This window comes from Brevibacterium sp. VCM10, from assembly GCF_000583215.1.
Taxonomy (GTDB): domain Bacteria; phylum Actinomycetota; class Actinomycetes; order Actinomycetales; family Brevibacteriaceae; genus Brevibacterium; species Brevibacterium linens.
Window position 1 is genome coordinate 34,952 of sequence record NZ_JAJB01000048.1, and the last position, 12,296, is coordinate 47,247.

The following is a 12,296-nucleotide window of genomic DNA, read 5'->3' on the forward strand; positions in this document are numbered from 1 at the left end:
GTCACACCGACACAGCCGCCATCGGGAGCATTCCCTCACCGAGGCGGCCGCGGGCAGGAGACCCGAAGCTCCCACTCGCGGCCGCACCGAGACCCGACCCCGGTCTCACTCCATGCTCATCCCCTTGGCCGGGGCGATCCGCGACATCGACCTCGCCGGTATCGCCGAGGCGAGAACGGCGGCGAGCACTGCGGCGATGCCGATCAGCCCGATCTGCGTCCACGGCACGGACAGCACCGGATTCGCTGAGGCAGGCATCATCGATGCTGTTCCGACCCAGCCGAAGAACGTGCCGACCCCGGCTCCGACGATCAGTGCGATGACCGTCATGAGCAGCGATTCGATCGTGATCATCCGCGACATCGCAGCTCGGGTGAATCCCAGCGCCCGCAGCAGGGCACCCTCTCGGCGTCGTTCGATGACCGAGAGCGTGAGTGTGTTGCTCACTCCGATCACGGCGATGACCACCGCGGCCGCCAGAAGTCCGAGCACCATGCTCAGAGCGACCTGGAACAGCGAGGCGAAATCCGCCCGGTACTGTGCCGCAGTCGCATCGGCTGAGGCACCGACCGCGTCGAGTTCGGAGGTCAGGGCCTCGATCTGCGAAGTCGAAGCGTGATCGGCGATCTTCGCCCACGTCTGTTCGGCCACATCGTCGCCGGCGGCCTCCTCGAGGGTCTTGGCATCAGTCCCGCTGACCAAGGCCGTCCCCGCGGGGACGTCGAAGGAGGTCTCGATCGTCAGATCGAGATTCTCATCGCCGAGGCGGACGGTCGCGCTCTGGCCGTCGACATCAGAATCCTCCTCGTCGAGTCCCACCGTTATCGGGTCGAGGAGGATCGTGCCCTCATCGACGTCGTAGCCGTCGCTGCGCAGGACCGGGGAGTCGGCGGCTGCCTCGGCGCTGGTGATCGCCACATCACCGGACTCGCCGGTCCCGTCGACGCTCACCGAGGCGGTGGGCGCCGGAACGTTCTCGCGTTCCTCGACGATCGGCGAATCATCGAGCACGGAGGCGATCTTCGCGTCGTCGGCACCGTCCTGCCCTGCCGTGGAGACCACGAGGTCGACCGGGGTGTCCTCGGCAGTGGCGAGTTCGAGGGTTCGCTGCAGGCTCGAGGAACCGACGACCACGGCCGTGACGAGGGTGATTCCGATGAGCAGGGCACCCGTCGTCGAGGCGGTGCGTCCTCCCGCTGTGCTCGCCGACCGTCCGGCCAGCTTCACTGCCGGCGAGCGCCGGGTGAGGAGGCCGACTGCGGCGGCGAACAGCGCCACCAATGGCGGCACGAAGACCTTCGCACCGACGAGGAGGGCGACGAAGAGCGCGAAGCAGCCGACGATGCCGAACAGCACGGACTGGCTCGTGGTCCCGAGCAGGCACAGACCGATTCCGCCGATGCCGAGCAGAAGCGACAGGCTCAGTCGCACCCACCGGATGCGCGGGACAGCCGCAGGCACATCGACCGGTCGGAGTGCCTCGATCGGGGACACCCGAGAGGCCCGGATCGCGGGGATCAACCCTGCCGCGAGAGTGACGAGGGTGCCGACGACGGGCCCGACGACGAACGCCGAGACGGACGGTGACATCTGAGCGAATTCCGGCATCCAGAACGCACGAACCACGGTTGAGAGTCCCCATCCGATGAGGAGACCGAGGCCGACGCCCAACACGGAGCCGACGATCCCGAGGCTGAGGCTCTCCACCACCGCGGCTCCGCGCACCTGACTGCGTGAGGCTCCGATCGCGCGGAAGAGTGCGAGCACGCGGGTGCGGGAGGCGACGAGGACGTTGAACGTGTTCGAGATGACTAGTGCCGCGACCCCCGCGGCCAGCAGTCCGAAGGCGATGCCGACAGTCGAGAGCATGTCGGTGGTGTTCGACAGCGACTCGATCTGCTCCTCGACGACCTGGTCGACGGTCCGAACTGAGACGCCCTTTCCGGCACCGGCATCGGCGAGCGCGGATCCGACCGCCTCGGCGAGGGCCGTGCGATCGCTCCCATCGTCGGCGACGACCCGGATGGAGTCGGGCACGAGCTCACCCGGAGCGGTGGCCAGCCCGTCGTCGGTGAGGTAGAGATTCATCCCCGCGGACGAGGAGCCGGGCATGATTCCCGAGACGGTGTAGCTCGGGCCGTCGGCGGCGGAATGCCCTGGCCCGTCGAACTCGCCGAGGGTGATGGTGTCACCGACGCCGACCCCGAGGGTCTTCGCGTCGGCTTCGCGGAGCATGAGTTCGTCGTTCGAGTCCGGGACGGAGCCGTCGACGGTGTCGACCTGTCCCTGTGGGAGATTCGTGGCCGACCCCGTCACCGAGGTGGACCCGGCCTCGACGGCAACGAAGGCGGACTCGGTGAGCTGGGCGGACTCGACCCCTTCGACGTCGGCCACCGTCTGACGCATGGACTCGGTGAGCGGGGAGGCCTCATCGGCTGCAGCTGCCGGGTCCTCGGACGCGGCCGCGGTGACGGCAACGTCGGCACCGGCCCATTCGGCTTGGACCTGATTGCGCAGGGTGTCGCCGAAGGCCTGGGAGAACAGGAGCGCCGCGACGATGAAGGCCACGGACACGGCGATCGCGATCATCGCCGCGCTCAGACGCCCGGAGGCGCTGCGGAGGTTGGACCAGGCGATGCGGATCATCGGGCACCTCCGTCTGTCGGCGCGGCTCCGGCTGGAGACCCGGGGCCGGTTGCGGTCCCGGCCGACTGGCCAGCAGGTGCGGCTCCCGAAGACGCCGAGGCCGCCGTGACATTCATCAGCGCGGCGGCCACGGAATCCGGATCCGGTTGGGAGAGCTCACCTGCCAGCCGTCCGTCGGCGAGCAGAACGACGCGGTCGGCGCGGGCGGCGGCCCGGGGATCGTGGGTGACCATGACGACGGTCTGGCCGAGTTCATCGACCGAGGCGCGCAGGATGTTCAGGACCTCTTCACCGGAGCTCGAGTCGAGGTTGCCGGTGGGCTCGTCGGCGACGAGCACATCGGGCTGGGCGACGAGCGCGCGAGCGACGGCGACTCTCTGCTGCTGTCCGCCGGAGAGCTCGTGCGGCCGGTGGCCCAGGCGCTCGCGCAGACCGAGCAGGTCGACCATGCGATCGAAGATGCGGCGGTCGGTCTTCTGCCCCGATAGCTGGGAGGGCAGCAGGATGTTCTCCTCGGCACTCATCGCGGGTACGAGGTTGAAGGACTGGAAGACGAAGCCGATGCGGTCACGGCGCAGCGCCGTGAGCTTGCGGTCGCCCAGCCGTGAGATCGCCGTGCGTCCGATGAAGACCTCGCCCGAATCCGGGGTGTCGAGTCCGGCGAGCATGTTGAGCAGCGTCGATTTGCCCGAGCCGGAGGGTCCCATGATTGCGGTGAAGCGTTCGGCTTCGATGTCGAGGCTGAGGTCGTCGAGCGGTCGGACCTGCGCGTCCCCTTTGCCGTAGGTTTTGCGCAGTCCGATGGCTTGGATGGCCAGCCTCGGCGCGGGGTTCGAACCCTGGCCCCGGGTCGACCCTTGCGCGGAGGTCGGGGACGAGGTCGGGGATGAGGCCGGGGAAGGATGGGCATCGGTGTATGTCGCTGATGTGTTCATGCCTCCAGCTTCGTCGCCGGGCCCACCCTCCCACATCGGACCTGAGGATGGTCTTCGCCGCAGAGCGCCGAGGCGGCCGTGTCCCACCCGTCATACCTGAGGATGATTTCGGGCTTCCGAGATCGTCGTCGGGCCCCGAGGATGGCCCTTGGCTCAGTGACCGGGGCCGACGAGGCCGGCTTCGTAGGCGAACACGACGGCCTGCACACGGTCACGGGCCTCGAGCTTCATGAGGATCCGACCGACGTGGGTCTTCACGGTCGGCTGCGCGAGGAAGAGCCGCTCGCCGATCTCGGTGTTGCTCAGACCGGTGGCGATGAGGACGAGAACCTCGGTCTCGCGCTGGGTCAGAGACTCCAGGCGGCGCAGATCGGCCGCATCGAGACGGCTCGCACCGGCCGCGGATGGTGCAGGCTCAACGCCTTCGGGCTGGGTGGGCGCAACGCCCCCGGCCGAGGTCGCCCCAGCTGACGAGGCCGCTGATTGCGGATCCGAATGGGAACGAGACTCCGCGCCGAGGTGGGGCAGGAGTCGTGTCTCGAGCAGTCGTCTGGTGGTGGTGGGGGCGATGACGGCACCACCGTCGAGGACGGTGCGGATCGACTCGAGGAGCACCTCGGGCAGGGTGTCTTTGAGAAGGAAGCCTGACGCACCAGCGCGCAGCGCGCGCAGGGCGTAATCGTCATCGTCGAAGGTGGTCAGCACGATGATCTTCGGGGGACGGATCGTCCCCTCGTCGGCGAGAGCGAGGATCCGCTGGGTCGCTTCGATGCCGTCGATACGCGGCATCCGAACGTCCATGAGCACGACATCGGGTTCGTCCTGCCTGACGATGTCGAGACCTGCCGCACCGTCGCCGGCCTGTCCGACGACCGTGAGGTCCGGTTGGGAGTCGATGACCATGGCGAAGCCCGCCCTCACGAGGGCCTGATCATCGACGAGCACGATGCGAAGCGGCCCGCTCTCCCGAGCATCAGTCCGACCGCGCACGGTCGCCTCGCCATCGGCGCTCATCGGCTGCTCTCCTCGACTTCGGCGGACTGGCTCTCTCCGCTCTCGGCAGCCTCGGCAGTCTCGGCGGACTGGCTCTCTCCGGCCCCGGCAGCCTGTCCCGCTACGGCGATCTGCCCGGTTCCGGCAGACCCATTCTCTCCCTGATCGGACGAACCATGAGTGCCGGTGCCCGGGGTGAGTCCGGAATCGGGTCCGGACTCGGGCCCGGGTTCGGGTTCGGGAGTGGGCGCGGGAGCGGACAGCGGCAGTCGGGCCTCGACGAGGAATCCCGTCATCGTTCCGAAGGCGCTTCCCATGACCGCACCGGAGGACAACCCGGGCTTCGCATCGGTGTGCCCTTCGGACCGGTCCTTCACTCCGGTCGAACGGATCGGTCGAGCTGTGAGCGTGCCGCCGTAGAGCGCGGCGCGTTCCTGCATGCCGACGATGCCGTAGCCACGGCCGTGGGCAGCCGTCCCTGTCGGGTCGTCGGCTCCGTCGCCGTCCGTCTCTCCGCTCACGCGGGCGCTCGTCTGTCCGGTTCCGTTGTCGCTGATCCGGGCGACGAGCTCCGCGTCCTCGGCCAGCAGCTCGACATGTGCCCGAGCACCGTCTCCGGCATGTTTGAGCACATTCGTCAGCGCTTCCTGAACGATGCGGTAGACGGCGAGCGACGCTCCTTCGGCCAAGCGGCCGCGGTCGACGTCATCCAGTTCGGTCACCGAGACCGGGAGCCCCGCCGACCGCACATCGTCGATGAGGGAGCCGATGTCGGCGACGCCGGGCAGCGGCGACGAAGAGCGCTCGTCGTCCTCCTCGGCGCGGAGGAAGCCGAGCAGCGACCGCGTCTGTGCCAAGGCTTCCCGTCCGGTCTGTGCGATGGTCTCGAGGGCGCCGACCGCGACAGCCGGATCGGTCTTCGCCGCATAGCGACCTCCGTCGGCTTGGGCGATGACGACGGACAGGGAATGGGCGATGACATCATGCATTTCGCGGGCGATGCGCATGCGTTCGGCATCGGCGGCCAGCCGGGTCTCGGATTCGCGTTCGCGTTCCAGCAGGCGGTTGCGCTCCCGAATACCCTCGATCTCGCGGCGGCGACGGAATCCGACTCCGCCCAACAGCCAGGCGATGAGCACGATCGACGCACACAGTGCCACGACGACGACCAGCAGCACATATTCGCCGAAGGCCAAGGGGCGCGGGTTCACCCCGATCGTCGCCTGCAGGGACACGAGGTAGAGCCACCCGCCCAGGAAGAGTGCGCCGAGCAGGCCCAGGACGAGCACGATGCGACCGTGATTGCGTGTCCCCCACGCCGTCGTCGAATACACGGTGAGCGGAACGGCGACGATGCCGAAGGTCGGTCCCATCATCGTGAGCACGGTCAGCAGGCAGCCGACGGCGATGAGCGAGGAGCTCAGCAGCGGGGCTGTGCGCCGCAGTCCCAGCGGCAGCGTCTGGAGCAGAACGATGCCGATCTGCACTGCAACGGGCACCAGGGCGATCTCGCTCCGCTCGGCCTGGGAGGAGGTGAAGACGACGGTCAGATAGGTGATCGGCAGACCCCAGAGCAGCGAGTCGACGATCCACGGATGAGCGGTGAGGGTGCGACGGATGCGGTCGACTCGGTCGGGGGTGGGCTGCTGCGGCTCCGGGCGGTGGCCCTCGGTCCGGATCGATCGATTGCTCATGTCGGCCATGGTAGTTCTGCGCCGCCGGGGCTCACATCATACTCAGGGCTGATCCGAGCCGACGACGCCGGCCGCGGCGCTCGCCCACGGGACCGTACTCACTCGGGCGCATCATATCGCCGAGGTGGTGCCCCGTCGGGCACCGCCCCGAACCACCGAGGCAGCCTTCCCCCTAACGCGCAGAGCTCAGCCGCGTCTCTCCCGCTCGGCGAGGATCTGCTCGCGGAGGATATCCGCGTGCCCGCAGTGTTGCGCGAGTTCCCGCAGGACGTGGAGGAGGACCCATCGCAGCGGCATCGGTCCCGCCCGATGGCCGGTGAGCACGGTGTCGAGATCCATTCCCTCGATCGCCGAATGCGACCGCTCCACGGCGGCCCGATAGTCAGCCGAAACGCTGGCGATCGTGTCCGAGGAATCGAGGAGAAAAGAGTCCTTGGAGTCGTGCGGCAGCCCGTAGTCGACCCGGCTCCGACCGGTGACCGCCTCACCGAACCAGACGGTTTCGACGAACACCGCATGTTTGAGCAGAGACAGCAGGCGGGTTCTGCTCGGTACCAGGGACCGCCTCGCCTCGTCTTCGCTCAGGTCGTCGAGACTCCCGAGCAGGTGCTGTCGGTGTTCGTCGATGAACGCTGTGAACTGCACGCCGAGGTCGGACTCGCGCACATCGGTGGGTCTGATAGCCCTACTGCCGCCGTCGGCGTCTGCACCTGTCATGTCCCCACTGTAGAGCCGCCTCGGCGTGGGAGGACCGATCCGATCGACGACTCGCCCGAAATCGCAGGCGATCAGCATCCTTGTCCGCCACGTCCCCCACCCCTATGCTGAAGTGACCCACGTACACCGTCGTTCGGGCAGGAGCCTTGGCATTGTCGCCGGAGCCGTCGGCTTCAGGGCATCACCGCTCAGAGGAGGTCGCTCATGTCCACCACGTCAATGCATCCGGCCACGAGTGCTTCGCAGAACCAGCCCGAGAACCAGTCGCAGTCCCCCGCGCTGCCCTACGCCCGCCGCCGCGATCAGCTCGTCGGCTCCGTCATCGATGCCTCCACCACGGTGCTCGCCCAATATCACCATGACATCGTCAAGTTCGGCATGGGTGCGCCGGCACCGGACATGCTCCCGGCCGCGGACTTCGCCCGCATCGCCTCGGACGTCTTCTCTCCGGAGAACTTCACCTACGGGGAGACGAAGGGCGAGCCCATCCTCATCGAAGCCCTCCACGACTACCTCGCCGCCACCGGACAGATCCCGCTCGAACAGCAGGGGGACCTCGACCGTCTCCTCATCACCTCCGGCGGCATGCAGGGGCTCGATCTCGGGTTCAAACTCTTCGTCACCCCCGGCGACCTCGTCGCCTGTGAGTCGCCGACCTATACGAACGGCTCGGCGACGGCCATGAGCTATGAGGCGGAGATCCTCGAGATCCCCGTCGACGAAGAAGGCATGCAGATCGACGCCCTCGAGGAGCACACCCAGCGCACCGGGCGCGCCCCGAAGGTCATCTACACCGTCCCGACCTTCCAGAACCCGGCCGGAGTGACGATGTCGCTGCCGCGTCGCGAACGCCTGCTCGAGTTCGCTCACCGCCACCGTTCGGTCATCATCGAGGACAATCCGTACGGGATGCTCCGCTTCGAGGGCCAGTCCCTGCCGGCGCTGAGCGACCTCAGCCCGAATGATCCCCTCATCTTCGGGGTGCGCACCTTCTCGAAATTCGTCGCCCCGGGCCTGCGGGTCGGGTGGATCGACGTCGACCCGGAGGTCCGCGAACTCGCCGTCAACGCCAAACAGACAATGGATTCCTGCGCCCCCGTTCCCAACCAGCACCTCATCGCCCGCTGGCTGGCCGAAGGCGGTGCTGACTCCCACGTCGAGGTCCTGCGCAAGGCCTACCGCGACCGGAAGATCGCGATGTCAGAGGGCTTGGCCCGCCTCTTCCCCGGCGAGATCCGAGCCACGAATCCCGACGGCGGATTCTTCCTGTGGGTGACCTTCGAGGACGAATCCATCAACACCGAAGACCTCATGACCACCGCACTCGAGGAAGGTGTGGCCTACATCCCCGGCCCCGCGTTCTCCCCGGCCGGGAACTTCTCGAACGCGCTGCGGCTGTGCTTCGCCTCGGCGGCTCCAGACCGCATCGACGATGGCCTGCAGCGCCTCCGCCTTGCCGTCGACCGCTACCGCGCAGAGCGCTGATTCCGACGACACCTTCGCCGAGGCGGCTCCGACCTCGCTCGACCACGACGTCCGAGCGCTCCCGCACCGACGGCCCCGCCTCGGCCGAACAGGCGGGCGCGGCCGCCCGTTCGGCGACCGTTTTCAGACCTCGCCGAGGCGGCCGATCCACTGGATGAGGAGCTGAGTCTCCGTTTCGCCCAGGATGTCCGGATTCGCCGCAGCACGTTCGATGACAGCGTGACCCAGACGACCGTCGCCCGGTTCCGTCTGTCCGGTTCCGGTGATGGCGGCGAGGACGCCTTCACGCACTCCTGCTGAAAGTTCGGGATCGTTCCTGCCTTGAATGATCAGTCGCAATGTGACTCCGATATTCGTGGCGAGCACATGAGCGGCCGCCCGCTCGTGGCCGACGACGAGCCGTCCTTCCTGTTCCGCTTTGAGCGTCAGACCGCGCAGAATCTCACTCGGCTTCGACTGCGCCTCGGGCGAATAGCCGGGCCTGACCTTGCCGTACATGAGGGTGTAGAAACCCGGATTCTCCAGGCCGAAGGCGACGTGAGCATCCCAGCCCAGACGCAGATCCTGAATCGGGTCGCCACTGGATTCGGTCGAGGATTTGGCCGACAGATACATGTCGAAGCCACGCTCGACGACGGCCTCGATCAGCCCCTGCTTATTGCCGAAGAAATGGTACAGAGTGGGCATCTTGACCCCCGCCGCGTCGCAGACCGCCCGCAGAGAGAAGTCCTCTCCGGGCGCCGCGGCAATGAGGTCGGCGGCCGCTTCGAGCAGACGGGTCCGTGTATCCGTTTCCTCAACTTCTGTCATATCGCTATATTATAGTGTACCGTCGATATAGTCCGATGTAACAACGATACGGAGGTTGAAACCATGACCGAACAGACTCTGCAAGGCAAGACCATCCTCATCGCAGGAGGCGGGAAGAACCTCGGCGGACTCATTGCTCGACAGACCGCCGCGGCCGGAGCCGATATCGCCGTCCACTACAACTCGGAATCAACGCGCCCGGAGGCCGAAGAGACACTCGCGGCCGTCGAGGCCAGCGGATCGAAGGGCGTTCTGCTCACCGGAGATCTCACCGAGCCCGCCACCGTCGAGAGGCTCTTCGACGATGCCGTCTCTGCGCTGGGGCCCATCGATATCGCGGTGAACACGACTGGCAAGGTTCTGCGCAAGCCCATTGCGGAGACCACCGAGGACGAGTACGACGCGATGTTCGACATCAACGCGAAGGCCGCCTACTTCTTCATCAAGGAAGCAGGCAGACACCTTGCCGACAATGGGAAGATCGTCACCATCGTCACTGCCCTGCTCGCCGCGTTCACCGACGGCTATTCGACCTATGCCGGCGGCAAGAGTCCGGTCGAGCACTTCACCCGAGCCGCAGCGAAGGAATATGCCGACCGCGGCATCTCCGTCACCGCCATCGCACCCGGGCCCATGGACACTCCGTTCTTCTACGGTCAGGAGACTCCGGAACGAGTGGAGTTCCACAAATCGCAGGGCATGGGCAACCGTCTGACCCGGATCGAGGACATCGCACCGATCGTGCGATTCCTCGCCACGGAAGGCAGCTGGATCACCGGCCAGACGATCTTCGCCAACGGCGGCTACACCACTCGCTGAGGCGGACAGGACACTTCCGTCCCCTGAGCACCCATCCGACAACCACCTCTCAAAACCACAGGAGCACACATGTCAGATGTGCAGATTCCCGAACCGGTCGCCGGATTCATCGACACCGTCAACGCTCACGATGACCAGGGTTTCCTCGACGCATTCACCTCTGACGGAGTCGTGGATGACTGGGGCCGCGAGTTCCAGGGCCGAGAGGCCATCAAAGCGTGGAGCGACAAGGAGTTCATCGGCGCAACCGGCATCCTCACGCCTGAGGAGGTCACCGTCGACGGAAACGACGTCATCGTCGTCGGCGATTGGCGCTCCACGCACGCCAACGGCCGGTCATCGTTCGGCTTCGTCATCGACGGCGACAAACTGAGCCGGATGACGATCCGCGAAGGCTGAGGCTCGGCGAGCGCTGATACCCCAGCGGGGGCCGTCGGATGCCGGCCATCTTCGGATGCCGGCCATCCGACGGCCCTTTCGCTATGGTCCTGTGGCACAATATTGGTGTCGCGACTGCGCGGCACGGCGGTGGGGCTCGCCGTACCCAACCTCGGAAGCGGAACCTCGGTGTTCGTCTTCGACAACAGTCCCTACCTCGACCGGCTTCAGCATGCCCGAAAGGTAGGAGAGACCATGACCGCCAGCCCCGATCCGATATACGACGGGCCGCCGCGCGCCCGCATCATCCTCGGCGTCGTCCCCGATCAGCCCGCCGAGGTGATCGCCGCCGCCGCGGACTACGCCGCCCACTTCGACGCCGAGCTCGTCTGCGCCCACGTCGACGACTCCCGCTACACCGTTGAGACTCGTCCCGACGGCTCCGTGCTCTCGATGCCTATCGATCCCGACACCACCGACGAGGCGACCACCGAATTCGACCCCGAACTCCAGGACCGTATCGCTGCCGCGCTGGAAGGCACAAATGTCGCCTGGTCGACTCGCGCGCTGGCCGGGTCGCCGGCACAGGAACTCGACCGGCTCGCCGAGGCACTCGATGCCCGCATGATCGTCCTCGGCGTCCGTCGCGCAGGTGTCCGCGGATCGTTGCACGAGTTCTTCAACGGTTCGGTCGCGATCCAGCTGTCGAGGCACCAGCATCGCCCGCTCGTCGTCGTTCCGCTGGCAGCAGGCGCCGAGGGCATGGATGCCCCCGAAGCTGCTGCGACGTCGCCGACACCAGGCGCCTCCCCCGCTGCTGAATCTCAGACCGACGAGGCCGGGCAGTGACCCGGCCGGTCCACCTGCGCCTGTCCTATCTGGGGCTCGCATTCGTCGGCGGCACGCTCGGAACCGCGGCACGCGAGGCGGTCAGTCTGAGCCTGCCGTCCCTCGGCGATGTGCCGTGGGCGATCCTCACGCTCAACGTCCTCGGCGCGTTCGCACTCGGTCTTCTCTTGGATTCCCTGGCGCGCAGCGGTCCCGATGACGGATGGCGCCGCAGAACCCGGATCCTCGTGGGCACCGGTTTCATGGGCGGGTTCACCACGTACAGTGCGCTGGCCGCGGATACGGCGGGCCTCCTCGGCGCGGGTCCGGGCGGTGCGAGCAGCCCCGGTGTCGGTCTGGCCTACGGGGTGGGCACGGTGCTCATCGGCGGTCTCGCCACGTTCGCCGGCATCGCCACGGCGACGGCGCTGCGCCGAGGCGGCAGTGAGGTCGACGAGGGGGCCGCCGATCTGCCGATCGACCCCGATGCCTGGGACGAGGACGCCGCGGATGCCGGTCCCGATGTCTCCACGAACCCTCACCCGGGAAGTGCCCGATGACGCCGCTGGTCTTCATCGCTCTTGCCGCCGCCGGCGGGCTCGGCGCCTCGTCACGGATGCTGCTCGACGGACTCATCAAGTCCCGGATGAGCACGGCCCTGCCGTGGGGGACGATCATCATCAACGTCTCGGGGTCGCTCGTGCTCGGACTGCTGACCGGACTGGCCGGAGCGAACCTGCTGCCGGAAGCCTGGCACTTGGTGCTCGGCACGGGATTCCTCGGCGGCTATACGACGTTTTCGACGGCGAGCTTCGAGACTGTTCGGCTTCTCCAGGAACGCCGCTGGGTCGCCGGCCTGGTCAATGGTTTGGGCACCCTCGTCTTCGCCACGACGGCCGCGGCGATCGGGCTGTGGCTCGGCGGGCTGGCTTAGCAGCGACCGACCGTTCTGGACTTAGCCACATCTCCAGACGCTCCCCCTCGGCGAGGC

12 protein-coding genes are annotated in these 12,296 nt (G+C 67.2%); 6 read left to right on the forward strand and 6 right to left on the reverse strand.

Annotation, left to right across the window (positions count from 1 at the left end):
- Positions 1-105: 105 nt before the first annotated feature.
- From AD89_RS0114175 to AD89_RS18735, 5 genes are all read right to left on the reverse strand, one after another.
- Positions 106-2,646, reverse strand: coding sequence for an ABC transporter permease (locus tag AD89_RS0114175; RefSeq protein ID WP_025779970.1), 2,541 nt, complete (start codon positions 2,644-2,646; stop codon positions 106-108).
- Complete coding sequence (locus AD89_RS0114180) at positions 2,643-3,581, reverse strand: ABC transporter ATP-binding protein (RefSeq protein ID WP_025779972.1); 939 nt, start codon at positions 3,579-3,581, stop codon at positions 2,643-2,645. Before AD89_RS0114180 ends, AD89_RS0114175 begins: the two co-directional genes overlap by 4 nt.
- A gap of 153 nt (positions 3,582-3,734) precedes the next feature.
- Entirely contained in the window at positions 3,735-4,595 is an 861-nt protein-coding gene (locus AD89_RS0114185; protein ID WP_025779974.1) for a response regulator transcription factor, read from the reverse strand.
- Complete coding sequence (locus AD89_RS18730; protein ID WP_197021771.1) at positions 4,592-6,268, reverse strand: sensor histidine kinase; 1,677 nt, start codon at positions 6,266-6,268, stop codon at positions 4,592-4,594. Before AD89_RS18730 ends, AD89_RS0114185 begins: the two co-directional genes overlap by 4 nt.
- A 186-nt stretch (positions 6,269-6,454) precedes the next feature.
- Positions 6,455-6,985: a DinB family protein gene (locus tag AD89_RS18735; RefSeq protein ID WP_081770498.1), complete on the reverse strand. Its 531-nt coding sequence runs from the start codon at positions 6,983-6,985 to the stop codon at positions 6,455-6,457.
- Between the two features lie 204 nt (positions 6,986-7,189).
- On the opposite strand from AD89_RS18735, the gene AD89_RS0114200 reads away from it, so the two are divergent.
- Positions 7,190-8,470 (forward strand): aminotransferase-like domain-containing protein, encoded by a 1,281-nt coding sequence (locus AD89_RS0114200; protein ID WP_231488696.1) that lies wholly within the window; start codon positions 7,190-7,192, stop codon positions 8,468-8,470.
- Between the two features lie 123 nt (positions 8,471-8,593).
- Here the strand turns inward: AD89_RS0114200 and AD89_RS0114205 are convergent, their stop codons facing one another.
- The gene (locus AD89_RS0114205; protein WP_025779980.1) at positions 8,594-9,280 is read right to left on the reverse strand and encodes a TetR/AcrR family transcriptional regulator; all 687 of its coding nucleotides are present in this window, start codon (positions 9,278-9,280) and stop codon (positions 8,594-8,596) included.
- Positions 9,281-9,343: 63 nt separating this feature from the next.
- Between AD89_RS0114205 and AD89_RS0114210 the strand changes: the two genes are divergently transcribed.
- The 5 genes from AD89_RS0114210 to crcB all read left to right on the forward strand — a co-directional run bounded on the left by AD89_RS0114210 (position 9,344) and on the right by crcB (position 12,239).
- Complete coding sequence (locus tag AD89_RS0114210; protein ID WP_025779981.1) at positions 9,344-10,099, forward strand: SDR family oxidoreductase; 756 nt, start codon at positions 9,344-9,346, stop codon at positions 10,097-10,099.
- 69 nt (positions 10,100-10,168) lie between these two features.
- Complete coding sequence (locus AD89_RS0114215; protein ID WP_025779983.1) at positions 10,169-10,498, forward strand: nuclear transport factor 2 family protein; 330 nt, start codon at positions 10,169-10,171, stop codon at positions 10,496-10,498.
- Between the two features lie 234 nt (positions 10,499-10,732).
- Complete coding sequence (locus tag AD89_RS18740) at positions 10,733-11,326, forward strand: universal stress protein (RefSeq protein WP_155807469.1); 594 nt, start codon at positions 10,733-10,735, stop codon at positions 11,324-11,326.
- Positions 11,323-11,865 (forward strand): fluoride efflux transporter FluC, encoded by a 543-nt coding sequence (locus AD89_RS18745; protein ID WP_025779986.1) that lies wholly within the window; start codon positions 11,323-11,325, stop codon positions 11,863-11,865. The genes AD89_RS18740 and AD89_RS18745 overlap by 4 nt, the downstream gene beginning before the upstream one ends.
- On the forward strand, positions 11,862-12,239 hold the full coding sequence (gene crcB, locus AD89_RS0114230) for a fluoride efflux transporter CrcB (RefSeq protein WP_025779988.1): 378 nt from the start codon (positions 11,862-11,864) through the stop codon (positions 12,237-12,239). Before AD89_RS18745 ends, crcB begins: the two co-directional genes overlap by 4 nt.
- Positions 12,240-12,296: the final 57 nt, after the last annotated feature.

Excerpts from the sequence above, each read along its gene's own strand:
- AD89_RS0114200 (WP_231488696.1), top strand. The coding sequence starts at position 7,190 with ATGTCCACCACGTCAATGCATCCGGCCACGAGTGCTTCGCAGAACCAG.
- AD89_RS0114175 (WP_025779970.1), bottom strand. The coding sequence starts at position 2,646 with ATGATCCGCATCGCCTGGTCCAACCTCCGCAGCGCCTCCGGGCGTCTG.
- crcB (WP_025779988.1), top strand. The coding sequence starts at position 11,862 with ATGACGCCGCTGGTCTTCATCGCTCTTGCCGCCGCCGGCGGGCTCGGC.
- AD89_RS0114210 (WP_025779981.1), top strand. The coding sequence starts at position 9,344 with ATGACCGAACAGACTCTGCAAGGCAAGACCATCCTCATCGCAGGAGGC.
- AD89_RS0114185 (WP_025779974.1), bottom strand. The coding sequence starts at position 4,595 with ATGAGCGCCGATGGCGAGGCGACCGTGCGCGGTCGGACTGATGCTCGG.
- AD89_RS18730 (WP_197021771.1), bottom strand. The coding sequence starts at position 6,268 with ATGAGCAATCGATCGATCCGGACCGAGGGCCACCGCCCGGAGCCGCAG.
- AD89_RS0114180 (WP_025779972.1), bottom strand. The coding sequence starts at position 3,581 with ATGAACACATCAGCGACATACACCGATGCCCATCCTTCCCCGGCCTCA.
- AD89_RS0114215 (WP_025779983.1), top strand. The coding sequence starts at position 10,169 with ATGTCAGATGTGCAGATTCCCGAACCGGTCGCCGGATTCATCGACACC.
- AD89_RS18740 (WP_155807469.1), top strand. The coding sequence starts at position 10,733 with ATGACCGCCAGCCCCGATCCGATATACGACGGGCCGCCGCGCGCCCGC.
- AD89_RS0114205 (WP_025779980.1), bottom strand. The coding sequence starts at position 9,280 with ATGACAGAAGTTGAGGAAACGGATACACGGACCCGTCTGCTCGAAGCG.
- AD89_RS18735 (WP_081770498.1), bottom strand. The coding sequence starts at position 6,985 with ATGACAGGTGCAGACGCCGACGGCGGCAGTAGGGCTATCAGACCCACC.